This window comes from Paenibacillus sp. LHD-38, from assembly GCF_031157315.1.
In the GTDB taxonomy this organism is placed as follows: Bacteria; Bacillota; Bacilli; order Paenibacillales; family Paenibacillaceae; genus Pristimantibacillus.
The window spans coordinates 157,358-183,809 of sequence record NZ_JAVIFU010000003.1 but is presented as its reverse complement, the minus strand read 5'-3'; the positions used below and the strand labels follow the sequence as shown (position 1 = coordinate 183,809).

The 26,452-nt window shown below is 45.4% G+C and carries 25 protein-coding genes; 18 read left to right on the top strand and 7 right to left on the bottom strand.

The features are described 5' to 3' along the window. Positions 1 to 144: 144 nt before the first annotated feature. The 4 genes from RCO25_RS04295 (at position 145) to RCO25_RS04280 (ending at position 5,970) form a co-directional block, all read left to right on the top strand. A complete protein-coding gene (locus RCO25_RS04295) occupies positions 145 to 1,632 on the top strand; it encodes a glutamate synthase subunit beta (RefSeq protein ID WP_308994896.1) in 1,488 nt (495 codons plus the stop codon). Between the two features lie 314 nt (positions 1,633 to 1,946). Next, positions 1,947 to 2,267 (top strand): hypothetical protein, encoded by a 321-nt coding sequence (locus tag RCO25_RS04290; RefSeq protein ID WP_308994895.1) that lies wholly within the window; start codon positions 1,947 to 1,949, stop codon positions 2,265 to 2,267. Positions 2,268 to 2,317: 50 nt separating this feature from the next. Continuing rightward, positions 2,318 to 3,466, top strand: coding sequence for a hypothetical protein (locus tag RCO25_RS04285; RefSeq protein ID WP_308994894.1), 1,149 nt, complete (start codon positions 2,318 to 2,320; stop codon positions 3,464 to 3,466). A gap of 239 nt (positions 3,467 to 3,705) precedes the next feature. Then, positions 3,706 to 5,970 carry a type IA DNA topoisomerase gene (locus tag RCO25_RS04280; protein ID WP_308994893.1) on the top strand — a complete coding sequence of 755 codons (2,265 nt, stop codon included), beginning with the start codon at positions 3,706 to 3,708 and terminating at the stop codon, positions 5,968 to 5,970. A gap of 95 nt (positions 5,971 to 6,065) precedes the next feature. On the opposite strand, the gene RCO25_RS04275 is transcribed toward RCO25_RS04280, so the two are convergent. Continuing rightward, complete coding sequence (locus RCO25_RS04275) at positions 6,066 to 6,800, bottom strand: HAD family hydrolase (RefSeq protein WP_308994892.1); 735 nt, start codon at positions 6,798 to 6,800, stop codon at positions 6,066 to 6,068. Between the two features lie 344 nt (positions 6,801 to 7,144). Beyond that, positions 7,145 to 7,369 carry a hypothetical protein gene (locus RCO25_RS04270; RefSeq protein WP_308994891.1) on the bottom strand — a complete coding sequence of 75 codons (225 nt, stop codon included), beginning with the start codon at positions 7,367 to 7,369 and terminating at the stop codon, positions 7,145 to 7,147. Positions 7,370 to 7,527: 158 nt separating this feature from the next. On the opposite strand from RCO25_RS04270, the gene RCO25_RS04265 reads away from it, so the two are divergent. The 10 genes from RCO25_RS04265 to RCO25_RS04220 all read left to right on the top strand — a co-directional run bounded on the left by RCO25_RS04265 (position 7,528) and on the right by RCO25_RS04220 (position 16,597). Then, entirely contained in the window at positions 7,528 to 8,253 is a 726-nt protein-coding gene (locus RCO25_RS04265; RefSeq protein WP_308994890.1) for a phosphonate ABC transporter ATP-binding protein, read from the top strand. Continuing rightward, positions 8,250 to 8,762, top strand: a complete 513-nt coding sequence (locus RCO25_RS04260) for a GNAT family N-acetyltransferase (RefSeq protein WP_308994889.1) — start codon at positions 8,250 to 8,252, stop codon at positions 8,760 to 8,762. Before RCO25_RS04265 ends, RCO25_RS04260 begins: the two co-directional genes overlap by 4 nt. 15 nt (positions 8,763 to 8,777) lie before the next feature. Continuing rightward, on the top strand, positions 8,778 to 9,389 hold the full coding sequence (locus RCO25_RS04255; RefSeq protein ID WP_308994888.1) for a DUF3298 and DUF4163 domain-containing protein: 612 nt from the start codon (positions 8,778 to 8,780) through the stop codon (positions 9,387 to 9,389). A 63-nt stretch (positions 9,390 to 9,452) separates the two neighbouring features. Then, entirely contained in the window at positions 9,453 to 10,058 is a 606-nt protein-coding gene (locus RCO25_RS04250) for a response regulator (RefSeq protein WP_308994887.1), read from the top strand. 471 nt (positions 10,059 to 10,529) lie between these two features. Continuing rightward, complete coding sequence (locus tag RCO25_RS04245) at positions 10,530 to 11,210, top strand: MOSC domain-containing protein (RefSeq protein ID WP_308994886.1); 681 nt, start codon at positions 10,530 to 10,532, stop codon at positions 11,208 to 11,210. A gap of 5 nt (positions 11,211 to 11,215) precedes the next feature. Continuing rightward, positions 11,216 to 12,199, top strand: coding sequence for a phosphotransferase (locus RCO25_RS04240; protein ID WP_308994885.1), 984 nt, complete (start codon positions 11,216 to 11,218; stop codon positions 12,197 to 12,199). Continuing rightward, entirely contained in the window at positions 12,196 to 13,119 is a 924-nt protein-coding gene (locus RCO25_RS04235; RefSeq protein ID WP_308994884.1) for a polysaccharide deacetylase family protein, read from the top strand. The genes RCO25_RS04240 and RCO25_RS04235 overlap by 4 nt, the downstream gene beginning before the upstream one ends. Before the next feature lie 15 nt (positions 13,120 to 13,134). Beyond that, the gene (locus RCO25_RS04230; protein ID WP_308994883.1) at positions 13,135 to 14,094 is read left to right on the top strand and encodes an AAA family ATPase; all 960 of its coding nucleotides are present in this window, start codon (positions 13,135 to 13,137) and stop codon (positions 14,092 to 14,094) included. 11 nt (positions 14,095 to 14,105) lie between these two features. After that, positions 14,106 to 15,248 carry a DUF58 domain-containing protein gene (locus RCO25_RS04225; protein ID WP_308994882.1) on the top strand — a complete coding sequence of 381 codons (1,143 nt, stop codon included), beginning with the start codon at positions 14,106 to 14,108 and terminating at the stop codon, positions 15,246 to 15,248. Next, entirely contained in the window at positions 15,245 to 16,597 is a 1,353-nt protein-coding gene (locus RCO25_RS04220) for a DUF4129 domain-containing protein (RefSeq protein WP_308994881.1), read from the top strand. Before RCO25_RS04225 ends, RCO25_RS04220 begins: the two co-directional genes overlap by 4 nt. Before the next feature lie 146 nt (positions 16,598 to 16,743). Here the strand turns inward: RCO25_RS04220 and RCO25_RS04215 are convergent, their stop codons facing one another. Then, complete coding sequence (locus RCO25_RS04215; RefSeq protein ID WP_308994880.1) at positions 16,744 to 17,718, bottom strand: YpdA family putative bacillithiol disulfide reductase; 975 nt, start codon at positions 17,716 to 17,718, stop codon at positions 16,744 to 16,746. Between the two features lie 217 nt (positions 17,719 to 17,935). Here RCO25_RS04215 and RCO25_RS04210 point away from each other — a divergent pair, with 217 nt between their 5' ends. The 3 genes from RCO25_RS04210 to RCO25_RS04200 all read left to right on the top strand — a co-directional run bounded on the left by RCO25_RS04210 (position 17,936) and on the right by RCO25_RS04200 (position 22,368). Further along, a complete protein-coding gene (locus RCO25_RS04210; RefSeq protein ID WP_308994879.1) occupies positions 17,936 to 18,478 on the top strand; it encodes an ADP-heptose synthase in 543 nt (180 codons plus the stop codon). Between the two features lie 315 nt (positions 18,479 to 18,793). Next, positions 18,794 to 20,539: an ABC transporter ATP-binding protein gene (locus tag RCO25_RS04205; RefSeq protein ID WP_308994878.1), complete on the top strand. Its 1,746-nt coding sequence runs from the start codon at positions 18,794 to 18,796 to the stop codon at positions 20,537 to 20,539. A 20-nt stretch (positions 20,540 to 20,559) separates the two neighbouring features. After that, complete coding sequence (locus tag RCO25_RS04200) at positions 20,560 to 22,368, top strand: ABC transporter ATP-binding protein (protein WP_308994877.1); 1,809 nt, start codon at positions 20,560 to 20,562, stop codon at positions 22,366 to 22,368. A gap of 47 nt (positions 22,369 to 22,415) precedes the next feature. On the opposite strand, the gene xerS is transcribed toward RCO25_RS04200, so the two are convergent. The 4 genes from xerS to RCO25_RS34765 form a co-directional block, all read right to left on the bottom strand. Then, positions 22,416 to 23,510: a tyrosine recombinase XerS gene (xerS, locus tag RCO25_RS04195; RefSeq protein ID WP_308994963.1), complete on the bottom strand. Its 1,095-nt coding sequence runs from the start codon at positions 23,508 to 23,510 to the stop codon at positions 22,416 to 22,418. Between the two features lie 257 nt (positions 23,511 to 23,767). Beyond that, positions 23,768 to 24,586, bottom strand: a complete 819-nt coding sequence (locus RCO25_RS04190; RefSeq protein WP_308994876.1) for an SDR family oxidoreductase — start codon at positions 24,584 to 24,586, stop codon at positions 23,768 to 23,770. Between the two features lie 150 nt (positions 24,587 to 24,736). Next, entirely contained in the window at positions 24,737 to 25,000 is a 264-nt protein-coding gene (locus RCO25_RS34770) for an NAD(P)-dependent oxidoreductase (RefSeq protein ID WP_374992056.1), read from the bottom strand. Positions 25,001 to 25,044: 44 nt separating this feature from the next. Next, positions 25,045 to 25,344 (bottom strand): NAD(P)H-binding protein, encoded by a 300-nt coding sequence (locus RCO25_RS34765; protein ID WP_374992055.1) that lies wholly within the window; start codon positions 25,342 to 25,344, stop codon positions 25,045 to 25,047. A gap of 330 nt (positions 25,345 to 25,674) precedes the next feature. Between RCO25_RS34765 and sleB the strand changes: the two genes are divergently transcribed. After that, the gene (gene sleB, locus RCO25_RS04180; protein ID WP_308994875.1) at positions 25,675 to 26,331 is read left to right on the top strand and encodes a spore cortex-lytic enzyme; all 657 of its coding nucleotides are present in this window, start codon (positions 25,675 to 25,677) and stop codon (positions 26,329 to 26,331) included. The last annotated feature ends 121 nt before the right edge of the window (positions 26,332 to 26,452 follow it).

Below are 26,452 nucleotides of genomic sequence, written 5' to 3'. Positions count from 1 at the left end.
TGTTGTAAAATAGTAAACGAGTGCTTTTGACAAAATATTCGTTTTTGAGAAAGTTTGTTATTGAATATTTGGCTGATTCCCGATATAGTTTGAAGAGAATTGAAACATAGGTTAACGGGAAATATGGATGGAGGAAATGCGATCATGTCTACACCTACTGGTTTTATGGAATATCAACGCGAACTGCCGGCCGATCGCGACCCGCTGGAGCGTATCAAGGACTGGCAAGAGTTTCATAAGCATTTTTCAGATGAACAGCTAAAGACGCAGGGAGCTCGTTGCATGGACTGTGGTACGCCATATTGCCATACAGGAATCGAACTTGCAGGCTCTGTTTCGGGTTGTCCAGTAAACAATTTGATTCCGGAGTGGAATAACTTGATTTATCGCGGGTTGTGGCGCGAAGCGCTTGACCGTCTGCATAAAACGAATAACTTCCCGGAATTCACAGGCCGCGTTTGTCCGGCTCCATGTGAGGGATCTTGTACGGTTGGATTGATTGGCGATGCAGTTACTATCAAAACCATTGAACAAGCGATCATAGATCGCGGATTTGATGAAGGCTGGGTCGTTCCGCAGCCGCCGAAAGTACGCACAGGCAAACGTATAGCTGTCGTAGGTTCAGGACCTGCGGGTATGGCAACGGCTGCCCAGCTTAACAAAGCAGGTCATACCGTAACCGTATATGAACGCGCAGACCGCATCGGCGGCTTGCTCACTTACGGAATTCCTACAATGAAGCTGGAGAAGCATGTGGTTCAGCGCCGTGTTGATTTGATGACTGCAGAAGGCGTTGAGTTTGTAACCAATACGGAAATCGGCAAAGATATTACTGCTAACGAGCTTGTTGAAAACTTTGACGCTGTTGTACTTTGCGGCGGTTCTACAAGAGCGCGCGACGTTGAGATGGAAGGCCGCGACTTGAACGGCGTTCACATGGCGATGGATTATCTCAATGGCACAATTAAGAGCTACCTTGATTCCAATCTTGAGGATGGGAACTATATTTCCGCAAAAGACAAGGACGTTATCGTTATTGGCGGCGGCGACACGGGTACAGACTGCGTAGCAACTGCTTTGCGCCATGGCTGTAAGTCGGTTACGCAATTCGGTACGCATGCCAAAGCTCCGCTGGAGCGTGATAGCCTAAACAATCCTTGGCCGCAATTCCCGAATGTTTACACGCTTGATTATGCTCAAGAAGAAGCGAAAGCACTATTTGGCGAAGATCCTCGGGCATTCTCCGTATTAACTAAGAAATTTGTCGGTGACGGAAACGGAAACCTGAAAGAACTTCATACCGTTCAAATTGAACGCACAGTTGATGAAACTGGTCGTAAAATATATAGCGAAATTCCAGGAACAGAAAAAGTATGGCCTGCAGATCTCGTATTCATCGCAGTAGGCTTTGAAGGACCTGAAACGACGCTGATCGAACAACTTGGCCTTGCGCAAGACAAACGTACTAATGTAAAAGCAAGATATGGGAAATATACGACAAATGTCGATAAAGTATTTGCTGCAGGCGATATGCGCCGCGGACAAAGCTTGGTTGTATGGGCAATTAACGAGGGCCGCGAAGCAGCCCGCGAGGTAGACAAGTATTTGATGGGAACTTCGATGCTTCCTTAATGGATGAAATAGAAGTCGGCAAGAATAGCTTAATAAGCATGAAGAGAAGCGCCTTCGGGCGCTTTTCTTGATATATAAGAATGTATAAGTTTTCACTTATAAATGTGCTTATTTATCTCCGCGAAACGATAGCTTTTGCCACTGAGGACGGCGACAGCCGTTTACGCTTGATATACAAGAATTCAAACGTAACCACTTAATATTGTGTTTATATTTAAGCGAAACGACTGCTTATGTCTTACAGAACGGCGGCATAAGCAGTCGTTTAAGCCGCTGAGAGTCTTATGATAAGTTCAGAATGGTGGGGTTGTCCTATGATTAAATATGGATTAGAACGAATAACAGAGCTTAAGTTCCGCTCCTTTCTGCCCATTATCGAGAAAAGGGATGAACAATGGGTCGACATTATGCTGCGGTTTGAACTGGAACCAGAGACAGAAGTCCCGGATGATCTGATCGATTTTACGGCGCTTGTGATCTGTACGATAGATGGGACGATTGCACAAATGGTACCGCATGATGAAGGCTGCGACTGCGAATATCAATTCACGTTTAGTGAGAAGGAGCAAATCTCTGCTTTTATTTTGCAGCCGGATGTGCAAGAAAAGATTAGAAAACTAAGCTCACCATTTTAAGGAAGTTTGTGGTAAAATCGGTTTGAGATGACGCGAAGGGGCGATTCGTCATGCCAGCCGATGAAGCATACGTTCTGTCACCGATAGACGTTCGGAACATTAGAAGCTACGTTCAACATAAATATGCTGCGATGCCGCAGGATAAGCGCGCGGAAATCGTAGCGGATGCAGTCAAACGAATCATACATAAGCAGTTGCCGAATTTCGAGAGCAGCATAAAGCGCACCGTCACGGAAATGTTGATAAAGACCGTTGTGTTGGAAAAACAAGGGCCCGTAAGAGCCGAAGATATTTTTCAGGCTTGTTTAGCTCTCGATCGAACTGATTCTACGATCTATGATCCGCTTCATGACTGGATAGAGAAACAGCTTAATGTAAGCTGTCTGAGGCCCCTCATGCAGCGTATAATGGACGAGCTGTCTTTGACTTTGGAGCAATCGGGTACTGCTGTAATAACTGCTGAGAATGGCATTCTGGCGCTGCTAAGAGGAAAACTTATTGCTGAGGGTGTAGCACCTGGAAGCACGGATGCGATTTCGGTTCATGCTGAGATCATTTCGCTCCCGCGATTAAAATGGCGAAATCACTTATCGAGAAAAACAAGCCGGCGTTCGTATATTTACAGCACTCTTTGTTTGTTTATAATCGCGGCAAGCTTGTTGTATGGCTGGTCATTAAGCAAGCCGTCGCTCTATAAGCTTCAACCGCCGGTTGCGATGAAGCCTGCTGAACCGCTTGCCGTTTCTTTGAACGGTCTTCCTGCCGAGCTGCGTTACCATGACATTGATGGTAAACGTTTGACGCAATTTTTGGAGTCCAAATCATCGGTTTTAGCGGAACAGCCGTATTTTGACGCCATCGTCACTGCTGCCCAGGCTTTCGACATTCATCCTGTTATTTTATTTGCCATTACGGGGCAGGAGCAGGGATTTGTACCTAAAACGAATAAGCAGCATAAACAAATCGCCAATAATCCTTTTAATGTTTTTCATAGCTGGCAGGAGTTTAATACCGATATTAAACAATCCGCAGAAATCGCAGCAAGAACCGTGTATAATCTAAGCAAGGATAGGCCGGCAGAGATAGACCCTTTCAAATGGATCAATCGTAAATATGCGGAGGATCCAAAGTGGTCAGACGGCGTACGTTCTATTTTCGCATCGATTATCAGCTATTTAGAAAACCCGCCAGGCCAATAATAGCGAGCTGCATTCATTCATAAAATGCCATTATTAAAAACCCAGATGGGATACAAGTCCATTTGGGTTTTATTTTTTTTCAGCGATTTCCATACTCTGATTAGGCAAAAAGGATTCCATTTTGATCCGGAAGTCTGTAAAATGTTAAAGTGGAAATCCAGTGCGGAGCTAGCTTAAGCCGAATATTGCTTGGGTTAATGGCTCGCTTGCGAATTGCTTAACGAAGGAGCGAATATCTTTTGAAGACATTAATCATTGCGGAAAAACCAGATATGGGGCGAAACATTGCAGCCGCAATCGATCCAAGAGCAAAAAATCACCGTTCCTACATAGAAGGCGAACACTATATTATCACATGGGCAATCGGTCATTTGATTGGACTGGCAGAGCCCGATGCTTACGATGACCGTTATAAGAAGTGGAATATAAATGATTTGCCTATTATTCCAACGCAGTTCAAGCTTGTGCCAAACAAAAAAACAATCGATCAGCTAAAGGTCATAGGCGATCTTGCAAAGCGAAGCAATCTGCTCGTAAACTCCTGTGACGCCGGGCGCGAGGGGCAATATATTTTTTCATTGATTCAGCGTCATTTAAAGCTTAACCAGCCGGTAAAACGGTTATGGATATCGGATTTAACGCCAGAGACCATCCGCAAGGGCTTTGAGGAGCTGAAGGAAGGGGCCGAATACGAGAATTTAACGCGGGCTGCTACGGCAAGAAGCGAAGCGGATTGGCTGATTGGGATGAATGGCTCCCGGGCATTTACGACCAAGCACAATGTGCTGCTCTCTGTGGGCCGTGTGCAGACGCCAGTTTTAGCGCTTATCTATGACCGGCAGAAGCAGATTGAGGCGTTCTCGTCCTTGAAGTTTTTTGAGCTGGAGGGACATTTCTCCCAAATGGAGTTGACCTACAAAGGCATGTGGCAGGGAGAGCGGGCGACCGATCAAGTGAAGGTAGAAGCGATCGCTGCCAAGGTCAAGGGGAAGCAGGGAAGGATTGCATCCTACGAGGTGAAAGAGACGAAGGAGTATCCCTTCAAGCTTTATGATCTTACGCTATTGCAGCGGGAAGCTAACGGTAAGTATGCTTTCTCTGCGAAGAAGACACTGGACACCGCGCAGGCGCTTTATGAGAAGCATAAAGTTATATCGTATCCGAGAACGAATTCAAACTATGTTACGGAGCAAAACATACCAGAGATGCACAAGACGCTGAATGCCCTTCAAGGCACGGTTTACGATGATCTTGTAAAAGGAGCAAATCGGAGCCTTGTGCATAAGGGAAACAAATTTATTTGCAACCCGACAAAGGTAGAAGACCATCATGCTATTTTGCCGACTAACCGTAAGGCGAACGGACTAAGTCCCGACGAGCAGAAGCTGTATGATTTAATTGTTCGGCGATTTCTGTCGCAGTTTTATCCGCCGGCTGAATATAAAGTGCACACGGTTCTTACCGAGGTGGAAAACGAAAATTTCAAGACATCGGTTAAGGAGCTTCTGAGCTTGGGCTGGAAGGTTATTTATGCCGATCAGAAGAAAGAAAAGGCGAAGTCGACAGCTAAAAGCAAGGAAAAAGACGATGTAGAAGAGGAAGAAATTGAAGTAAATGAGCCTTTCTCGATCAATGCAGAAGAGAGTATTGTATGCTCAGATGCCATTGTGAAAGAGAAGGATACGCAGCCTCCAAAGCATTACACGGAAGGAACACTGCTGAAAGCGATGGAAAGCGCAGGCAAGCAGATTGAAGACGAGGATGTACGCGATGCGATGAAGGATTCGGGCTTAGGCACTCCTGCTACGCGCGCTGCAACGATTGAAAGGCTGAAAAACGTCGGCTATGTCGAAATGCAGGGCAAGAAGATTCAAGTCACGCAAAAAGGCAGGACAGCCATCGAGCTTATTCGCGGGGCAGGCATAGACTTGCTTACCTCGCCGGAAATGACGGGGCTTTGGGAGAGACGTTTAAACGAAATATCGAGAGGTACGGCTTCTGACGGACAATTTATGGAAAATGTGAAGAAATTCGCGACCATGATCGTAGACAAGGTACGGATTCAGTCCCGCGCGGCAAAAACATCATTTGAAAGCGATCCAGCTGCTGCAAGTAAAGGATCGTCTGGCAAGCCTGCTGCAGCAGCACGGTCTCGTTCCGCGAAGCCGAAGGCTTCAGGAACAACAAAGAAAAGCGCTGCAGCGGCTGCAACAGCAACTGCAACAGGCAGCTTGGCTACGATTGCTGCCTGTCCGCGACCGGGCTGCGGCGGATCGATATTCATGGGTCGGAAGGGCTATGGCTGCTCGCATTACAAAGAAGGCTGTAAATTCGTTATCTGGAAGGAAAGCTACGGACGGAGCTTAACGGATTCACAGGTCAAGGCTTTAGTAGAGAAGGGAAAGACTACGAAGCTTAAGCTTGAATTAGCAGATGGGACGCCAAGTGAGGGCAGAATCGTAATTAGAAATATAGATACTGGCGAGTTGGCGCTTGAGCAGTAGCGAGCAGTAGAGAGCTGTGAGAATGTATAACAAAGACCCGAATTCGTCTCATGCACCATGAGACGAATTCGGGTCTTTTCGTTAAAATGCTTAAATTATCGGTTAACGTAACCATGTATCGCGTCGGGTACATCCTTAAGATGATCGAGGGTTAAAAAAGCGCCCTTAGGTTCCACGTCAATTTGAATAACGTTATATTCCCATTCGGATACCGCTCTCATATGAATGGCATGGATACCTGCTGTTAACGCAGGCACAACATCCGTTCGAATGGAGTTGCCGACCATCCAGGTGCTGTTTCGGTCAAAGACCCCCGTAGAGAGAATCGTCTCCAACGCGTCACTATTCTTAAGACGTCGAATGTAGATGCGCGACTCAAAATAACGCTCTAAATTCAATTTCTCAATCTTCCTGCGCTGAATCGGCAGCTCACCACCGGTATACAAATGAAGCTCATGACCGGCTTCTGCAAGAGAGAAAAGAGTTTGTTCCATATTTGGATAAGGCTCGGTATCATGCTCATAAACGCTAAGACCAAGCTTCCATAAAAAATTTTCTTCATTTGTTGAACGCTTTCGTCCCGTTAAATGAGAGAAGTGAATGTAAGTATCGACAAACGATTGGGGGAAATGCTCGCTCTTAAAGCCGAACACAGCAACACCCGCAATGTCGATCTCCATTTGCTTGTCTCGAATGGCTTGGACAGACACTTGAGAAGAGCTGCCGAACCAAGTTGACATCGCGTCAATAAACTGATCGATGACCAAGTAAAAATATTTGTTACAGTGTATTAGGGTATCGTCGAGGTCAAACATAATTTGTTGTTTCATATATGCGATCTCCTTTGCGGAACTTGAAACTGTATGATCAATCTACCGCAATTGGAGGGGGTGAGTCAATGTAAGCGGATAGGTTCAAGAACTTTTACATAGTTATCCAGAAAAAATGGCATCATAAACAGCGGAGGTGATTGATTTGGTAATTAATAAGATTAATAAAAACGATAGCCGTCAAAACCATGCTGGCTTACGCGGACAGTCAGGAAAGCTAAAAACAGATAAGTTCGCGAAACGCCCGTCGAGTCTAAACGGAATTAATAAGCAGCTTCCATAGAAGATCGTTGATGATACGGAAAGGAGAGCGTGAATGACTCCAGCTCTCTTCCTACGTATATTTAAGCATATTTAAGCTGTGAAGCCCGTAATTGATTTTTAATAAAAGCAATTCGCCTGCGAACGTAAAAGTCCTTGCATGCACCCTTCAAATCCTTGGGAGTGATCACCTCCTCTGCAACATTATCAATGATAATAAGCCGTCCATCGGCATAAAACTTAAAGGTTAAGTCACGTCCAGGACGTTCATTCTCTACATAACGGAAATTTTCGCAGATGTTATTCATGGTGATCAGGCCTCCTTCAAAATGTTGAATTCGATGATCAATAGAACACTTGTTCTTGTTTTTATTATACCAAACATTTGTTCGTATGGAAACTGTTTTTTGTTTAACGTAAACTAGATTCATAGAAGCAGTTGCTGCAAACAGAAGGAGCGCGGAAAATGATCAGAATAAAGAACCTATCCAGACGTATTCCCGGCGGGCCGAAGGTGCTCGATGATATTAGCTTTGAGGCCTATCCCGGAGATTTTATTGCGATAAAAGGAGATAGCGGAAGCGGAAAGTCTACCCTTCTTCGTTGTCTCGCGCTGCAAGAGAAATGGAGTGAGGGTTCCTATCAATTTGATGGCAAGGATATTTTTAAGCAGGGTATATCCGGCAAGCTAAAAGTGAAGCAAGAGGTTGCTTACGTGGAGGAAAAGCCTTTTCTATTTCCGAATAAGACGGGTCTCAAAAATGTGATCATTGGTTCCGTCTCGCAAACGCCTGCATGGCGCAGATGGACCGGTATGGTTCGGAACGATGATTACATGGGCGCCATGGATATGATAGAGAAGCGCGGGCTGCTCGAGAAAGCTCATCAGAAGGCCAGTACGTTAAGCGGCGGGGAACGGCAGCGAATGGCAATAGCTAGAGCTCTTGTGCATGGTGCGAAGGTAATTGCTGCTGACGAGCCGGTTTCCGGTCTCGATCCTCATACGGCCGATCAAGTTCTGAGTGATTTGAAAGCGCTGTGCAAAGAGCAGGGCGTAATCGTCATTGCGGTCATGCACCAAGGCGATTGGGCGGAACGTTTCGCGGATCGCATACTCGGCTTAAAAAACGGCAAGCTTGTACTTGATGTCAGCGGCAGAAGACTCACAGAACGCGAGAAGGCACTGCTGTGAGTGAAATCGAACTCCGCATCATCGCAGAAGACGAGCTTGAAGCAGCTATCGCGCTTGAGCAGCGCTGTTATTCCCCTGAAGCAGCAGCAACCTGGGCTGGCTTTCAATATCGATATGCTAATTATCGCCCTTTTTTCTTGTCAGCATGGATTGGCCGGCAATTAGTGGGTATCACAAACGGCATTCGAACGTCTCAATCTGCATGCGGAGATGAGATGAAAGGGAATCAAACGAGTATTCTAAATGGAATGAATTTTTGTGTCCTAACGGTGGCAGTAGACGAAGAGCATCGCAGGAATGGGATCGGAGCGTTACTGCTTCGCAAGCTTATTGCACAATGTGAGGCTTCCGACATCGAAAATGTTATTTTAATGTGCGAGGAGCATCTAATCCCGTTTTATGAAGCTGAGCAGTTTGAGCTTCGAGGCATTTCTGCCTCGAAGCATGGCGGAATAACCTGGTATGAGATGAGCCGTTCGCTGCATACAATTGAGCATCTTACCGAATAGGAAGGTGTCTTCAACATGCCATTTCAATCTCCAGTCGTCGTACAAACTGCCAAGACTCATTTTCCAAAGGCAGATTTGTCATTGCCGTATATAAGCGGAGGGAAAAGCGAAGCCGCGGATAACAAAATAAACCACACGATTCACCAAACCGTACAGCAATTGGTTCACAATCAAGGCTCCTTAGACGATCCGAGGGCACAAATGATTGGTTATTTTGAACAAAAGAACAATCAAAAGGACTACCTTAGTTTATCATTGTTCAATTATGCTTTTACGGGCGGGGCTCATGGCTTGACCCTGCAGGAATCGCTGACCTTTAAACAGTCGACCGGCCAAACGTATACGCTCGCACAACTCTTTAAACCGGGTACGGACTATGTGGGTCGAATAAGCGCAATTGTAAGCGCACAAATCAAGGCAAGAAATATTGATACGCTAGAGCCTTTCAAAGAGATCCGGCCAGACCAAGACTATTATGTGGCCGATCGTTCGCTCGTTGTTTACTTTCAGCTTTATGAGCTGGCAGCTTATGTCTTTGGTTTTGTGTATTTTCCGATCTCTGTCTACGAGCTTCAAGATATCATTAATGAGGACGGTCCTCTGGGAGCGATGCTTGTTAACGATTGATGCTTTATAAGCATATTTTGCTAAGCTGCATAACAGACGCAAGGCTTTCAAGGAGACCATGAATTGACGTATTTTTTCATCCTTTTCGCAGCAGTATTGATTGTTGTTTTATCGTTTGTCTTTTACCATCCCCGTAAATTAGAAAAGGAGCAGGGCATCTTGAAGAAAATTCCCGACATTCAGCCTTCCGTTGCAATTTCATCACAGTCGATCCATTCAATAACAGCCCGTGCAGGCATGGAATCCAGTGGTTTTCATGGAAATGAGCAAAAAGCACCGTCTTTCAAAAAACATAATCTATTAATCGTGGATGACCAGTATGCGATTCGGATGATGTTGTCGGAATTATTTATTGCGCAGGGAATGGTTGTTTTTGAAGCAGCTAATGGCGACGCCGCATTAGAAATATGCAGGAACCAAGTGCTCGATTGTATTTTGCTGGATTTGAAACTGCCAGATATGGATGGCATTGAAATTTTAAGGGAGATAAGATCGCTCACGGTTGACGTTCCGGTCGTTTTGCTTACCGCGTATGCTGCACCTGAAAAGATGGAAGATGCTTTAACTTTAGGAATTAGTCACTGCTTTACGAAACCTTTTGATATCATTGAACTGCGAGTGGAAATTATGCGTATTATCAATAACCATCACTCACAAGCTGATGAATAGAATTTTGGATTAATACCGATCGCCTTCCATCGTATTCGATGGAAGGTTTTTTCTTATGTACAAGTAGCGTGCTGCAGACTATTTTGATCTCCGTTTTGATTATCGAACTTCGATATCGTTATTTATTTTGCAAGCATGCAGAGAAGGAGCATTCGATAACCAAAGGAGGTTAACCGCATGGAAACAAGTTTTCGTAGCAGTGATATCCGGAAATGAACGCGGGAAATAAAGAGAATAAATTGTAGGAAATATTCGGACAATTGCAAAAACATTTCCCGGGGAAACGCAATAAGCTACATAAAAGAGAGCTTTTCGACAGCGTGAAGCGTTTGGCGTGGAGAAGTTGTCGAAAGCGTTTTCGGTTATTGATTAATGAGATTAATAATTAATGTGGTTATATCTCTTTGCCAACATCTCCCTGTGAAGACTATAATAGTTTGATAAGAAAATCGCTTAGGAGGAAAGAGGAGAATGACGCAACTCACGGTGAGAGCCAGACTCATTTCGCTTAACGTTGGCGAGCCGGCAGCCATCGCACACGGCTCTAAGGAAATATTATCCGGCATTTTCAAAAAACCTTCATCCGTATCGCATCAACTAACCCTAACAGGGCTTCAAGGCGATGGCCAAGGAGACACGGTTAATCATGGCGGTCCGGATAAGGCCGTGTGTGTTTATTTCGAACAAAGGTATCCTTACTGGCGGGAACAGCTTGGTCGTTCATTTGATTATGGCGCGTTTGGAGAAAATTTCACTTTGTCCGATTGGACAGAGGATGATTTATGTATTGGCGACATCATTCAATGCGGTGAGGTCATCCTTCAGGTCAGTCAACCAAGGCAGCCTTGCTTTAAGCTCGGATTAAGACATAACCTTCCGGACTTGCCGGTTCATGTCCAGAAGAAAGGTTATACGGGTTTTTATTTCCGTGTCATCAAAGAAGGCAGCATCGCGGCAGGATCAAAGTTTGCAGTTACGCATATGCATCCTGCACGCAAAACCATATCTGAAGCCAACCGCATCATGTATCAAGACAAAGAAGATCTTGACGGCATCCGAGCATTGCTGGAGGTTAAGGAGTTGGCGTCGAGCTGGCAGGAACAGCTTGGCGGTCGACTGACAAGGTTGCTCAAGGATAATCAAGGAGGATAAACGGTTTGACTGTCAGCATAGATTTTTCATCCTATTTAAATGAATATGAATTTCCTGGTCCATGTCTCATCGAGAATCTGGAAAGCGGGATGAATAATACGACCCGGATTATTTCCTCGGGCGATAAACGGTTTGTCCTGCGCATTTACAATAACCACAAGGATACCGAGATTGTAAGGCTTGAGCAGGAGATTCTAGCCGCTCTTCTGCAGGAGGAGCTTCCCTTTCGAATTCCGATTCCCGTTCAAAATAAACGGGGAGATACGATAACCATTGCGAGTGACGGCAAGCTGTCTTCATTATTTCATTATATAGACGGCGAGCGTCCTACCTCGTCCAAACCTGCTCATGTTTACGCATTAGGCGCTACAGCAGCGAAACTAACTCGGGCATTAGCTTTGATCCGGCCCGATCGCAAGGCGCAATATAGTCCATACTACATGCTAGAGGAGACGTACGCGTCTATGAATGGAAATACATTCTTGGCAATGGCCGACCATTCCGAGGCGCTTTCCGCTAGGAAGGCCAGTTTCTTGGCACTTCAAGAGGAGCGTCAAAGATTAATAGAAGGATGCGCGGAGCTCGAGCAATGGCCGAAGCAATGGATTCATGGGGATCTTGTTTTCAATAATACGGTGTCACAGGATGATCGGATCATTGGCGTGCTTGATTTTGAATTCGCGACAATGGATGTAAGAGCTATGGAGCTTGCGGTTATTGCTGTAGATTTAATAAAGCCTAATAACGACGCATTGCATGAAAAAGTGGGGCATTTGCTTAAAGGCTTTCAGGATACGAACCCGCTAACGGAACAGGAACTAAAGAAATTGCCCTTATTAATGAAATTAAGATTGCTCGATGTTGCCTTGCATTTCGCTGTGCGCTTAAGGGATCAGCTTGATCATGAGGATGTTCTTTGCGAAATTATCGATCAATCAGCATTTGGCTGCAAATGGATTAACGAACATTGGGAGGATGAGTGGGTATGAGTTTAGCCAAAGCGTTAGGATACGATGAAGGAGAAAAGCTGCTTCTTATAAACGCCGACGATTTTGGATTATGTCATTCTGTTAATACCGGCATCGAGCAGCTCTTGCTTGAGCAAACGGTCAGCTCGGCAACATTAATGATGCCTTGCGGCTGGGCACGGGAAGCTGCGCTTTGGAGCGCACGTCATCCGCAAATTGACGTAGGCGTTCACTTTACGTTTACGAGCGAATGGGATCTTTACCGCTGGGGTCCGGTCAATCGTAAAGGAAAAACAGATTCTTTGGTAACGAGTGAAAACTATTTCCCCAAGGACAGCAAAACCGTTGAACAGCAAGCCGATCCGGACCAAGTGAAAGAAGAGCTAATTGCTCAAATCGAAATGGCAATAGCGATGGGGATGAAGCCTTCTCATGCTGATAATCATATGGGAAGCTTATATGGATTAGCGACAGGTCGCCATTTCTTGCCCATTGTTCTAGATGTATGCGCTTCCTACGGCTTGCCATTTCGTCTACCGCGATATTTGCTCCGGGAAAATGGACAAATCGCGCCTCCAGAGCTTGCCGAGCAAGCGAAGCAGCTGGCACAGCTGGCCGATTCGATGGGAGTCGTCATCTTGGATTATTTGGTTGGACTGCCTTTTCAGCTGCAGGACGGAGAAGACTTCCAATCTTTAAAAGCAAACATGCAGCAGCTGTTAAAAAGTCTTCATCCGGGCGTGACTGAGCTCATCATCCATCCTTCTCTCGTAACGGATGAGCTAAATGCCTTTCACGGGCAGCCGCTTAAACGGGGGATGGAGATGGAGCTGTTTCGTGATCCGGAAATGAAGAAGATCTTACAGGAAGAAGGCATACGTATGATCCGTTGGCGCGAGCTTCAGAAGCTGCAGCGCGATCGAACCGGATTTATAACCTAACAGAGGAGCTGACTTATGTCTTTTCAAGTAATCAAGCAGTTAGCAGAGCAAGTGAAAACGAATATTGGCCGCGTCATCGTAGGTAAAGAGGAAGTCGTCGATTTATTGCTTATCGGACTTATTACATCCGGTCATGTGCTGTTAGAAGATGTACCTGGCACAGGCAAGACATTGCTTGCAAAATCACTTTCTAAGTCGCTTGATTTAACTTTTAGACGCATTCAATTTACGCCGGATTTACTGCCTTCCGATTTGAGCGGCATTCATTTCTATAATCAAAAGTTAAGCGAGTTCGAATTCCGCGCGGGTCCGTTATTCACGAATTTATTGCTTGCAGATGAGATCAATCGTGCGACTCCGCGCACGCAGTCCAGCCTACTCGAATGTATGGAAGAGCGCCAGATCAGCATCGATGGGGAAACGAAGCAGCTGGCGCGTCCCTTTATGGTCATTGCCACTCAAAATCCCGTGGAGCACCAAGGCACCTTTCCACTGCCTGAAGCACAGCTTGATAGGTTCCTATTTAAAATTAAAATGGGATATCCCACTACAGAAGAGGGTTTGCAGCTCTTAAAGCGTTTTAAAGCCCATGATCCTTTATCCGAGCTTGAGCCTATTGCGGGAATCGACGTTATCCAGCAGGCACAACAAGCTTATACAGCCGTAAAGGTAACGGACGATGTTCTCCATTATTTATTGCAAATCGTTGAACAGACGCGTAAGCGTGAAGAGGTTTCAGTGGGTGTAAGCCCTCGGGGAAGTCAAGCGCTGCTGCGTGCTTCTCAGGTTCATGCGATCCTTCGTGGTCGTGATTTTGTTACGCCAGATGATATTAAAGCGATGGCGAAGCCTGTGTTGGCGCATCGTTTAGCTATTCGCGGCATGCAGCGTACAGCTAACCAGTCGGATGCCATTATCGATGATATCATTCGTTTAACGGCCGTGCCTGCTGAAGCCGGCGTTTCGGTCCATTAGGCGGCTGAGCGATGATTTTATTCTGGTTTATCGTTGCCGCTGTTGCCATCTTGTCCGTGCAGAGCCGAGTGTTTCAGCGGTTCGTGCTGCGGCGCATCAAATATGAACGCCGCTTCACTTCAAAGACATGCTACAGCGGTGATCAAGTTGAGTTATTGGAGGAAATGGCCAATGCAAAGTGGCTGCCTGTCCCATGGCTAAGAGTAGAGTCCCAGCTGTCCACGCATTTGCACTTCCAGCAGCTGGACAATTTTTCGGTGAGCAGCGGGCAGCTTTATCAGAATCACAAAAGTTTCTTCAGCCTTGCACCTTATACGAAAATTACGCGAACTCATCGCATCACATGCGCAAAGCGCGGTTGGTATAAGCTTCAAACGGTAACACTGACAGGCGGTGATTTGCTAGGTTTATCCAAAGCCTCTGAGCAAATTGCACTGCATGGCGAGCTTCTCGTTTATCCTAAGCCTGCAGAGGTGCCTATCCATGAGCTGCCTTACCATAGCTGGCAAGGAGATCAGTCGGTAAAACGCTGGATTATCAACGATCCCTTTGTCATTGCAGGCGTACGTAATTATCAAGCCGGTGACACCTTTAAGCAAATTAATTGGAAGGCAACAGCGAAGACGGGAAATCTTCAAGTCCATCAATTTGATTTTACGGCAGACCGCAGGCTGATGATTTATTTAAACGTGGATGATGCGGAAGGCATGTGGCGAAGCGTAACGGATCTCGCGCTGATTGAACGGGGGATCGAGTGGGCGGCAGGAGCAGCAGAGGCTGTAATCCAGCAGGGCATGGAGGTTGGTTTTGCTGCGAATATGCCCACAGCCGGCATGAAAGAAAGCGTTCATATTGAGCCGCGCGGGGGTCATGAACATTTGATCGGCTTATTCGAAGAGATGGCAAAGCTCGAAATCGAAAGAACGGAGCTTTTCCATCATTTGCTGGAACGGGAAGCGCATAGCGGGTTCAGCGAAAGAGATATTCTTATGATTACATCCTATTGGAACGATGAGTTAGAGCAGCAGGCTAATCAGCTTCGATATAACGGCAATGCCGTAGCGGTATGGACACTGACCGATAAAGCTTTAGCAAATCATGGCAAGGACGGACAAGCTTCGGCAAACGCAAACAGGGAAGAGGTGATTGCGTGAATAATCCGATGAAGCCATCCGGTTCGTTAAAAGATTTTGGACAAGCGATCATTGAATTATTTTTTTATTTGCCAATCTTATTGATCGCTGCAGTTTACCTGCTGCCCTCGTCAGCCATTTGGTTATGGATTGCCACCTTGCCTTTTTGTTACTGGGGAGGCTCACTCGTCATTGCGAAATGGGCGAGCATGCGATTAGGCGTAAAACTGCTTCAGGCCGCCGCGCTTGGAATATTGCACAGTGTGCTATTGATTGGTGCCGGGATTGGCATAGAGGCAATATGGATTATTGCAATTTGTGCATTTATTGCTGCACTTTCAGCTGCAAGAGGCATGTCCGCAAAGTCTCGGGGATGGTCTGTTACTTTTCCTAATACCCAAATGCTAATCGGCGTTATGCTTTATGTTGCAATGCAGCCTTTAAAGCTGATGGTGTTTAAAAAGTTAATTGATTATAACGGAGTCTTAATCGTTTGCGGCATTATTGCGGTTATTTTATTTTTCTTCTTTGCAAATGAACGGCATTTGAACAGCGAGACCGTTGACACGGGGAAAACATCCGCTACGCATACTTTTAAACGTCAAAATCGCATAATGATGGCTGTCATTGTTATTGTTATCAGCGTGATCGCATTGTTTCGTCAAATTCAGCAAATGATCGAGCGATTTTTTCATTCTATCGTGGAACGATTGATGATCTGGCTCAGCCAACCAGAGGAAGTACAACCACCTGCAGAGGAGCTGCCAGATGCGGCTGAACCCCAGCTGCCCGCCGGAGAAGCGAAAGCTCCTTCGGAGTGGATGCTGCTGCTGGAGCAGATTCTAAAAATCATAGGTATCGTGCTTTTGATCGTTGTCGTATGCGTTCTTCTTTATTTTCTTGCTAAAAAGCTGCTTCAATGGGGGAAGCTGATCGCAGCTAAGCTTCAGGAGCGAGGAGCAGATCATCGGAACGGCGGAGCAGGATTTACGGATGAAGTCGAAAGTTTAATGTCATTAACTAGTTGGCGTGAACAGATGGGAAATCAGCTTAAGAAGCTGTTTCCTAAGAAGCGCTCGTCAGCGCAAGAATGGAGCGACCTGCGGACGAATGCTGAAAAAATCAGATATTTGTACACTCGATTACTGCGGAACGGCTCCGAGCAGGGATATGTTATTAAAGATTATTTGACACCGCGTGAAACGGCGGATGATATGGCGAAGTGGAAAGACGGGTCGCTAAAGCAAGGCAGTTTGCAAAGCTTTATTGACGAATACGAGAAGGTTCGTTACGGCGACAAGCTGCCAGATGAGCAGCAGGTTGATACCTTTAAGCAGCAATTCGATAAGAAAGGGAATCAAGCCCGGTAATGGCTGATTCCCTTTCTTTTTTTGATATATAAGAATTTATAAGTTTTCACATATAAATGTGCTTATATATCTCCGCGAAACGATAGCTTTTGCCACTGAGGACGGCGACAGCCGTTTATGCTTGATGACCAATCTATGAAATACGCTTATTTTAGACTTTGAATATGACCAGCTATTTTACACCCGTGGTAGCGGCCGGATTCAATGAAAATTTCATTTGCTTCATGCCTGGAAGCTACGACTCCCGCTAGATAAATGCCTGGGACATTGGTCTCCATCGTAGCCTCGTTGAAGGTTGGAAAGCCTTCTTCCTCAATCGTAACCCTGCTTGCATTAAGGAAGTGGCGATCGGGGTGAAAGCCGGTCAATGCCAGTACAAAATCATTTTCAATTTGAAGAGGACCTTCAGGCCCTTGGACAGTAATCGCATGATTTTCTATTCCGATAACCGTCGATTGGAAAAGCATCCGAATCGATCCTTTGGCCACTTTGCTTTGGAACCCGGGTTTGACCCAAGGCTTGATGCTCTTGGAATAATCATCGCCTCGGTAAACAACCGTAACATCAGCACCAACCCGCTCAAGCTCGAGTGCGGCATCAATTGCCGAATTGCTGCCGCCAATAATGGCGACCTTCATGCCGACATAGGGATGGGATTCGCGAAAAAAATGGCTGACCTTATCCAACTGCTCACCTGGAATACCAAGCTCATTTGGATGGTCAAAATATCCGGTTGCTATGATGACATATCGGCTCTTATAGCTGCTTTTCTCACCGAAGCGGTTCTCTCCTTGCAAAATAAAAAAATCCCCGTCAGGTGTTATGCTTGTTATCGACTCATAGGCTTTTACGCGGATTTGGTGACGCTGTGCTGCTGTCCGGTAATAATTCAAAGCCTCTAACCGGGAAGGTTTTTCATTGGCGGTCGTAAAAGGAATTTCGCCAATCTCTAACAGCTCCGGGGAGCTGAAAAAATGCATATAAGTTGGATATTGCGAGATGGAATGAACAATATTTCGTTTTTCTATAACAAGGGGCCGTAGTCCAATACGTTCGAGCTCGATGGCTGCCGCCAAGCCGCACGGACCTGCCCCGATTATAATGGCTTCTTCATTTTGCATGGTAGTATCCTCCTAAAAAGATAGCGAAGCTATCATGGTTTCTATTAGATCGCTTAACGTACATTTTACTGCGAGGCGCACATATTGCGCAAATTTGGATGATTGACTCTCGTGTATAGGCCTTGGAATATTGTATAATAATGTGGAAACGTTCATAATAAGAAAGCTAATAGATAGGAAGCTAGCTTTATTTCATAAATGAATTGGAGGAGATCACATGCGGCGGCGTTTTGTAATAGAGGCAGTTTTGGTGGCAACGTATGGGCATCTTCTTGTACCAAGTCGTCCGATTGATTATGTCGTGCCTTATTCTTCCATAGCAGAGCTGTATGATATGAGAGACAGTGTCGAACCCGTTATGGATGATCCTGACGATGATGGACATGTAAAAAACAAAATAAATGAGCTGATTACTTTTTTCGAGGACTCGCTCAATCGTAAAAAAATTGAAAAGGCCATGCAGGTGCCTTGGAGAGAAAGCTCGCCATTGCTGCTAAACGAAACGATACAATTTACGGTGGTGCACGCTGTCGATAACGCGCATTACGGCGAATTGTTTGATCCTATTGAAACTGAGCTGCTGCTTACGAGCTTGAAGCTGAGCGTACCTTTGCTCTCTGACCAGTTTGAGTTTCAGGATAAACTAATCGAAGCAGAGGTTCCGGTACAAATCTATGACATCGAAGACTTTGAATTTGCCGTGGAGGAAGGCATTTCCTCAAGTGATTTTGAGCAGTCCCATGAGTCGGATAGATTTTAAATATTTTTTTTCAAAGACCTCTTGCGCAAAGCCGAAAGAGGATGTTAAGATTTGGATGTGTTAGGAAGATTTTATCAAATGGAAATGAAAAGGGGGGCTCTAGGATGTTTAACAATTGGTTTGGAATGAAAGTTGCTAACGCGCAGACTAGCTTATTATTCCATATTTCCAATCTAACATGCCGACCGGCCTGCCTTCGTCCAGTGATGTCAACGCAGCTCTTGTAGCCTACGTTGCCAGCTGTCATACGGAGATCTCAAGCCAAATTTGGCTTGAGATCTTTTTTTTGTTTCCAAAATGGAAAGGGGTTGTCCAATGAAAACGCTCTTACGAATTATGATTTATGTTAGGCCAAATGCAAAATGGGTCATTCTTGCAATTACGATCATGATTATGGCAACGATATTTGATCTGGTAGCACCATGGATTTTAGGCCAAATATTTGATGAAGGAATTAGCAAACGGAATATGTCTGTGGTCATTGGGTTAACTCTTGCGTTAGCAGGCATACAGGCTTTGAAAAGCATTGGGATGTTCGTGCAAGGCTATTCGCAAGAGCTTGTCGGCCAGAATGTTGTGTTTAAGCTTCGTAAGGAGCTATACGAGCATTTGCAGCGTTTGTCGTTCTCTTATTTCGACCGGGCGCAGACAGGTCAATTAATGTCAAGAATGACCGGAGACATTGAAGCGGTAAAAAACTTCGTGGGGTTCGGAGCCATGAATTTGTTTACCGGCATGCTCACGTTTCTTGGAACGACCATTTTTATGATGACGATGCAGTGGAAAGTTACGGTTATCAGTTTGATTACCATTCCTTTTATCTTGTTTGTGTTATTTCGCTTTAATCATCGGGTTGGACCGGCATGGTCCAATATTCGCGAGCAAATGGGACGATTAACCACAACGCTGCAAGAAAACATTTCAGGCATTCGCGTCGTTAAATCATTTGCGACCGAGTCGGTCGAACAAAGAAAATTTGCACAGCGCAACGAACAAAACTTTGATACGAATATGGATCGCGCAAAGCTGGAGGCCAAAGCATTCCCTCTAATGGGCTTATACGGGGGTCTTACTTTTGTCATGATGATCTGGATTGGCGCCATCTTTGTCGTGCGCGGTGAAATGTCGCTCGGTACGTTTATGGCTTTTCAATGGTATACATGGGGAATTATATGGCCGCTAAACATGCTCGGCTGGCAAATTAATATTTTTCAACAGGCAATTAAAGCAGCTCCCCGTGTATTTGAAGTACTTGATACGCCGATTGATATTGACAATCCCGCAGACGGAGTCAATACCGCAAATATGAGCGGAAACGTTGTGTTTGACCGTGTTACATTCCATTTTGCCGATCAGGATGTTTCAAAGGAAAAACCGATATTGGACCAGGTTTCTTTCCGGGTAAAACAAGGTGAGGTAATCGGAGTGCTCGGCGCTACAGGCTCGGGTAAAAGCAGTCTGATCGGGTTGCTTTCACGGTTCTATGATGTAACGGATGGAAGTGTTCAAATCGACGGGATTGATGTGAGGGAGTATGAACTGGGCGGTTTGCGCAGAAGCATCGGTATTGTTCCCCAAGAGACCTTCCTTTTCTCGGCATCCATACGCGACAATATCGCTTACGGTTTTCCGGAAGCAACACAAGAGCAGATCGAAGATGCAGCCCGAAAATCACAAATCCATTCCTTCATTGAAACGATGCCTGAAGGATACGATACACGAATCGGCGAGCGCGGCGTAGGCTTATCTGGCGGACAAAGGCAGCGCGTTGCTTTGGCTCGGGCGATCTTAATGGATCCTCCGATCCTCGTTCTGGATGAAGCAACCGCAAGCGTGGATACGGCGACAGAATCGGCAATTCACGAGGCCTTGCTTGAAGTCATGAAAGGGCGGACAACGTTCATTATTGCACAGAGGCTTTCGTCCATACAGCATGCCGATCGCATTATCGTACTTGAGAATGGCCGCTTGACTGAAGAGGGCACCCATAAGGAATTAAATGAAGGCAGCGGATTCTTCCGTCAATTGTTCGATAGACAGAAGCAAATCGCTCATCAATAGAGAAGAGGTGAGAGCATAACATGAGTCAAGTGGAGTGGGATCTGGACGAGGATCAGGAGGAGAAGCCGTTTAACGGGAAATATATGCGGAGGATGCTGCAATATCTTATTCCGTATCGTAAATTGATGACATGGGTCGTCATTGTCGTCCTCCTCAATATGTTGTTGAGCTTATCTGAGCCCATCATTCTCGCCTATATCATCGACAAAGGGATAGTGCAGAAGGATTTTACCGTTATACATGTGCTGGGCGCGGTACTTCTGGGCATTAAGCTCCTGAGCTGGCTGTTCAGCTGGATGCATACGAGGTGGATCAATTTTACGGGCCAGCGTATATTGTTTGATCTGCGGCAGCAATTATTTAATCATTTGCAAACCTTATCCTTTCGTTTTTTTGATGGACGTCCGGCAGGTAAAATCATGTCCAGAATTACGAACGATACGAATGCGATTGGCGAGCTGATCAACGGCGGTTTGATTACGATGGTCATGGAAGTTACGCATTTACTGGGCATCGTTATCATCTTGGTTTGGATGGATTGGCAGCTTGCCCTTTTATCGTTTGTTATGATGCCGCTGCTTTATCTCATTGTTTCGAAGCTCCGTCCGAAAATTGAAGGATCGTGGTCGCGTTCGCGCTCAACCATGTCGGCAATCAACGGCAATTTGAACGAAACGATTCAGGGTATTCGCGTGATTCAAGCTTTCTCGCGGCAAAGGACGAATAACGAAAGATTTAATGGCATTAACCTTCGGAATAAACAGGCATTCATGCGAGCAATTACGTTAGAATCGACGGTTTACCCGTTGGTTGAAATGATCGGCATGCTGGGTACGTGCATTGTCGTTTGGTATGGGGCAGCACGGGTCATGGATGGTGCGATCACACTTGGGTTTATCATGGCGTTTATTAATTATCTTTGGCGTTTCTGGGGTCCGCTCAGCGCGCTCTCTAAGGTGTACAGCCAGCTGCTGTCTGCAATGGCATCTGCCGAACGCATTTTTGAAGTGCTGGATACAGATCCGGAAGTGAAGAACAGCAGCCATGCGCGCGAGCTGCCACAGGTTCGTGGCGAAGTATCCTTCGAAAACGTATCGTTCCGCTATGAGGAGAATAAACCTGAGGTGTTAAAAAAGGTTTCTTTCCATGTCATGCCGGGCCAGCGCGTAGCGCTTGTTGGACCAACGGGAGCCGGAAAAAGCACAATCGTCAATTTATTGATGCGATTTTATGATGCAAGTGAGGGTACTGTGCGCATTGACGGCATGGACGTAAAGCAAGCAACGCTGGAATCGCTGCGGAAGCAAATGGGGATCGTGCTGCAGGATTCATTTATTTTTGCAGGCACGGTGGAAGAGAATATGCGTTACGGTAACGAGGCTGCGAGTGATGAGGAGCTGCGCAAAGCGGGGGAGAGCGTCAGGCTGGACCGTGTCGTCTCTAAGCTGGCTGACGGCTATCAAACGGAGCTGGAAGAGCGCGGGTCAAAGCTATCCGTAGGACAGCGGCAGCTGCTCGCATTCGGGCGCGTGCTGCTTTCCGACCCAAGAATACTTATCTTAGACGAGGCTACATCAAGCGTAGATACGGAAACAGAGCAGCATATCCAAGAGGCCTTGCAGACTCTGCTCGCTGGCAGAACTGCCTTTATTATCGCTCATCGTTTATCAACCATCAAAGACGCAGACCTCATTCTAGTCATCGAAAATGGTACCATTGCTGAGCAGGGATCGCATACCGAGTTAATGAAAAAAGGCGGTATCTATGCGAATCTCGTACTAACGCAGCTCTCTATGCAGGAGTCGGTTATTTTGCAAACCAACTCATAAATGTCTTTTAGAAAAAGAGGAGGAGTCATGCAAGCGCTGATGAAGCGCTAACTTTGCTCCTCCTCTTTTTTGGTGCGGTCGATCGCTTGTGCCATCGTTTTGTCCGTCAAATGAGCGTAGATTTGCGTTGTTTCCGGTGAAGCATGCCCAAGCTGCTCTTGCGTTTTATAAATATCATTTCGTAAATAGTAATCAGTCGCGAAGCTATGCCTAAGTTTGTGAACGGATAAATAAGGCCTGCCGAAGCGTTTTGCGTATTTGATGACCATCTCTTGGATCGCACGTTTAGTCATGCGGGAGCCTTCGTTTTTTCCATTGGCAATAGCTAGAAACAAGGCTTTCTCGCGTTTTGGAGCTTTGTACCGAACATCCCGCAAAGTCAGATAGGCTTGCAAATCCTCAACGGCCTCTTGGCGGAAGTATACAGGCGTTTTAAAGGTATCATCGTTTTTGCCTTTGCGATAAACGTAGCAAAGCTTTTTCTTTAATTCGATATCGTCGACATTCAAATTCACGAGCTCCGACACGCGCAAACCCGAATGCAAAATAAAGCTTATGATGCAAGCGTCGCGTATCATGTTCAATTCATAAGCGTAGAGGGCTTGCTTGTTCGAGGCAACATCAGTTCCATAATGCTGCTTGATATAAGACATAAACTCCGTTATTTCTTCCTCCTGCAGCAGCTTGCCTTCCAGCTTAGCCGCCGTATCCTTTGGCTTATGGGTGCGCTTGATTGTTACCTTGGCCATAACATTGCGCTTCAGCAGCGGATAAAACTCCTCATCCTCAGCGATTTGGCTGAGGTAGTGAAACAAAGAGCGAAGGGAGGACAGTTTGCGGGAGATGGTGGTCTTGCTGTTGCGTTCCACTTTATAAGTGGATAAATACATCCGGAATCCATCGATGCTGTCCATATGCAGCTTCTCCAGCTCTAGCAGCGACACATCTCTTAGGTTCGTGGCTTCAGATAGCCCCTCCGCCATAAGCCAATTAAGAAATGTTTCGTAATCTCTCATATATTCCACTAAAGAAGAGGGTGATAAGTCCGGAAGCTTATAGTTGATGAATTTTTCGATGTACCAGGGCATGGAGGGTAATTTCTTATCCAATTCTTCGCGATCCTTTTGTTTTAAAATATTGATGTCAGCTCAGCCCCTTTATTTTATGCAATTAATCATTAATGATATTAAATGAACATAAATAATATTATGTAAACAAATTACCGTGAATAATAATAGATTCCATTATATTGTAACAATTCATACAGGAAGACTACAATGTTATAAGTCAAGTAATTAAAAAAAAGCAGCTCGCCCTCTGATGAGGAAGGAGCTGCTCTAATTATTTTTCTGGGCCAATATTGTTTTTTATTCAAATGATGCAGCATTTCAAGCGTGTTTTACAAAAGCGATTCCACACCGTCAATAAAGATTTCTGTACCTGAGATATGGCTCGATTCTTGCGAAGCAAGAAATAAAACCAAATCAGCAACCTGCTCAGACGAACCGGGTCCATGTTCTAGCGGCTGACTGCCTTCAGGATATTTAACCGGAATTTTGATTTTGTCCAGCTGTGGAGTTTCTTTCGTGCTTTCTCCGATATTGGTTTGAATGGATCCTGGGCAGATCACGTTAACTCGAATTTTATATCGTGCGAGTTCAAGCGCCGCCATCTTAGCAAAAGCGATCTGCCCTGCTTTGGAAGTACTGTAAGCAGACATGCCGAAACCCGAGAATGATCGGCTGCCATTAATCGAGCTCGTAATAATGATGCTTCCGCCGTTTTCTTTCATATGCGGAATCGCATATTTTACGGTTAGAAACGTACCCTTCAAATTTGTCGTCAGCGTGTGATCCCATGCTTCCGGCGTTAAATCTTCGATAGGCGAGACGATGCCGTTGATTCCGGCATTTGCAAACACGATGTCGACTCGCCCCCATTGATCAACGGCAGACTTTATTGCTTCCTGTACCCGTTTGGGGTCGGATACATCAGTATCGATAAATAATGATTGTCCGCCCATTTGATTAATTTGTTCTTCTACTGATTCACTGCGATTGTTATTCAAATCAATAAGGCATACTTTTGCTCCATTTTGAGCCAATAGCAATGCGGCTGCGCGCCCAATCCCGGAGCCGGCACCTGTGATAACGGCAACTTTATCTTTTACTCGAAGCTTGCTGCCATGCTCTTGTTTTTTGTCTGCGGTAATGATCATGATGAATCCCTCCTGTAGTACGTAAATTATCCGGATTAGTGTGCCACGGGGATGTTTGTTTATTCTTCGTATAAATAGCAAAAGCAGCCGTCCTTAGATTAGGACCGAGCTGCTTTGCTTTAAGTTTAATCATTCAATTACACACGTTATTCAGATTTGGATGGCTGTGAAACGTTGATTCGTAAATTGCGGATTTTCGATTTCATCAAGCAAAACCGAAGCATAATCTTCCATGCTGATTTTACTTTCATGCTTTTCGTTAAGAAGGAAATGATCATTGCCTAGCTGTATGTTTCCGGTTTTTTCTCCCGGTTCAAATAACGCTGCCGGGCTGAAGAAGGTCCATTTCAACCCTGTTTCACCGCGAAGAACGTCGAGCTGATCGCTTTGTGCTTTCGCTGTTGCATAGTACATGGCTGGGAACTCTTGCGTTTCTAACAGGCGAGTGCCTTTGTCATCTACAAGCAAGCTGCCCGCGCCGCCAACGTTGTAAAGAATTGTGTGATCAGATGTTTAATCACTTCAACATGCTGATGCTCAGCGCCGGGCTTGGCAGAGAAGGAGTTAACGATAACATCGAATTGTCCAAGTTCAGCACCCGTTTGAAAAACATCCGATTCTCGCACTTTAATGCCCTCCGTACCAGCAAGCCTAGAGGCATCTCGAACCATTGCGGTTACTTGATGACCGCGGCTTTTCGCTTCTTGAGCAATACGGCTTCCAGCACGCCCAGCAGCACCGATTATAGCTATTTTCATTGAAAAAAACTCCTTTTTGTTCTATTTTTTGTATCAAAAACAAAAGCGTTAACATGTAACATCCTTAGTTACATTATCCTCAAAAAAAGAGTAACAACAACGCTTGTTTGATGTAACTATTATAGTTACAGGTAGCTGTTTTTGTCAACGCAATGTTTCAGATTTTTTCATTGTTGTAAATTAGTAAATGTATGTAATTCCACGATCACGGTTACATTTCAATAGTAACTGTGCTAAACTCGAACGAACCAGTCGACAGGTTGCCAAACTTATTCCAATTTGCGAAGGTATCGTGCACGCGCAAATGAAAAGGGAGGTTCATTCTCGATAATGAACAAGAAATTCATAACATATAGCATGGCTCTTATAATCACTTTTATGATGGTATTTAGCATTCCGTTTGAAGCAGCAAATGCTGCGTCGCCAGCAACATTAAAAGTTGGAAGCTCCAATTCTGACGTTCCGGATTTGCAATACCGGTTAAAGACAATGGGTTATTTTAATACGGATGTGACCAGCTATTTTGGTACGACAACGCTGGAGTCGCTTAAACGATTCCAGAAGGACTACGGATTAGTTGAAGATGGTGTTGCAGGTGAACGTACGTGGGAAACGTTAAAGAAAGTATCCGCAAACCAAAAAGAGCTTGATCTGCTTGCAAGAATTATTTATGCGGAAGCACGCGGGGAATCTTACAAAGGTCAGGTTGCGGTTGGAGCTGTAGTTATGAATCGTTTGTCTGCTTCAGGATTTCCCGATTCGATCAGAGGTGTCATTGAGCAGCCACGAGCGTTTACGGCAGTCGATGACGGACAATATCAGCTAACTCCGGATAAAACAGCATATCAGGCGGCTCAGGATGCTGTGAGAGGATATGATCCGACAAACGGAGCGCTTTATTATTTTAATCCGGATACGGCAACCTCGGATTGGATTTGGACACGGAAGCAAACGATGAAAATCGGACGTCATATCTTTGCTGTTTAGTCATATGGTTCTTATCGACAAGCTTAGCGCTTGCGGTAAGGATCTTTTTTTTGCTATTTATAAATAATCGTCAAATAGCTGTTTTCAAAGTCGTAACTAATCATGTTACAATAATTAAGAT

Bases quoted from the DNA above. Each gene is read 5' to 3' on its own strand.
- RCO25_RS04295 (WP_308994896.1), top strand. From the start codon at position 145: ATGTCTACACCTACTGGTTTTATGGAATATCAACGCGAACTGCCGGCC.
- RCO25_RS04290 (WP_308994895.1), top strand. From the start codon at position 1,947: ATGATTAAATATGGATTAGAACGAATAACAGAGCTTAAGTTCCGCTCC.
- RCO25_RS04285 (WP_308994894.1), top strand. From the start codon at position 2,318: ATGCCAGCCGATGAAGCATACGTTCTGTCACCGATAGACGTTCGGAAC.
- RCO25_RS04275 (WP_308994892.1), bottom strand. From the start codon at position 6,800: ATGAAACAACAAATTATGTTTGACCTCGACGATACCCTAATACACTGT.
- RCO25_RS04270 (WP_308994891.1), bottom strand. From the start codon at position 7,369: ATGAATAACATCTGCGAAAATTTCCGTTATGTAGAGAATGAACGTCCT.
- RCO25_RS04265 (WP_308994890.1), top strand. From the start codon at position 7,528: ATGATCAGAATAAAGAACCTATCCAGACGTATTCCCGGCGGGCCGAAG.
- RCO25_RS04255 (WP_308994888.1), top strand. From the start codon at position 8,778: ATGCCATTTCAATCTCCAGTCGTCGTACAAACTGCCAAGACTCATTTT.
- RCO25_RS04245 (WP_308994886.1), top strand. From the start codon at position 10,530: ATGACGCAACTCACGGTGAGAGCCAGACTCATTTCGCTTAACGTTGGC.
- RCO25_RS04235 (WP_308994884.1), top strand. From the start codon at position 12,196: ATGAGTTTAGCCAAAGCGTTAGGATACGATGAAGGAGAAAAGCTGCTT.
- RCO25_RS04230 (WP_308994883.1), top strand. From the start codon at position 13,135: ATGTCTTTTCAAGTAATCAAGCAGTTAGCAGAGCAAGTGAAAACGAAT.
- RCO25_RS04225 (WP_308994882.1), top strand. From the start codon at position 14,106: ATGATTTTATTCTGGTTTATCGTTGCCGCTGTTGCCATCTTGTCCGTG.
- RCO25_RS04215 (WP_308994880.1), bottom strand. From the start codon at position 17,718: ATGCAAAATGAAGAAGCCATTATAATCGGGGCAGGTCCGTGCGGCTTG.
- RCO25_RS04210 (WP_308994879.1), top strand. From the start codon at position 17,936: ATGCGGCGGCGTTTTGTAATAGAGGCAGTTTTGGTGGCAACGTATGGG.
- RCO25_RS04205 (WP_308994878.1), top strand. From the start codon at position 18,794: ATGAAAACGCTCTTACGAATTATGATTTATGTTAGGCCAAATGCAAAA.
- RCO25_RS04200 (WP_308994877.1), top strand. From the start codon at position 20,560: ATGAGTCAAGTGGAGTGGGATCTGGACGAGGATCAGGAGGAGAAGCCG.
- RCO25_RS04190 (WP_308994876.1), bottom strand. From the start codon at position 24,586: ATGATCATTACCGCAGACAAAAAACAAGAGCATGGCAGCAAGCTTCGA.
- RCO25_RS34770 (WP_374992056.1), bottom strand. From the start codon at position 25,000: ATGTACTATGCAACAGCGAAAGCACAAAGCGATCAGCTCGACGTTCTT.
- RCO25_RS34765 (WP_374992055.1), bottom strand. From the start codon at position 25,344: ATGAAAATAGCTATAATCGGTGCTGCTGGGCGTGCTGGAAGCCGTATT.
- sleB (WP_308994875.1), top strand. From the start codon at position 25,675: ATGAACAAGAAATTCATAACATATAGCATGGCTCTTATAATCACTTTT.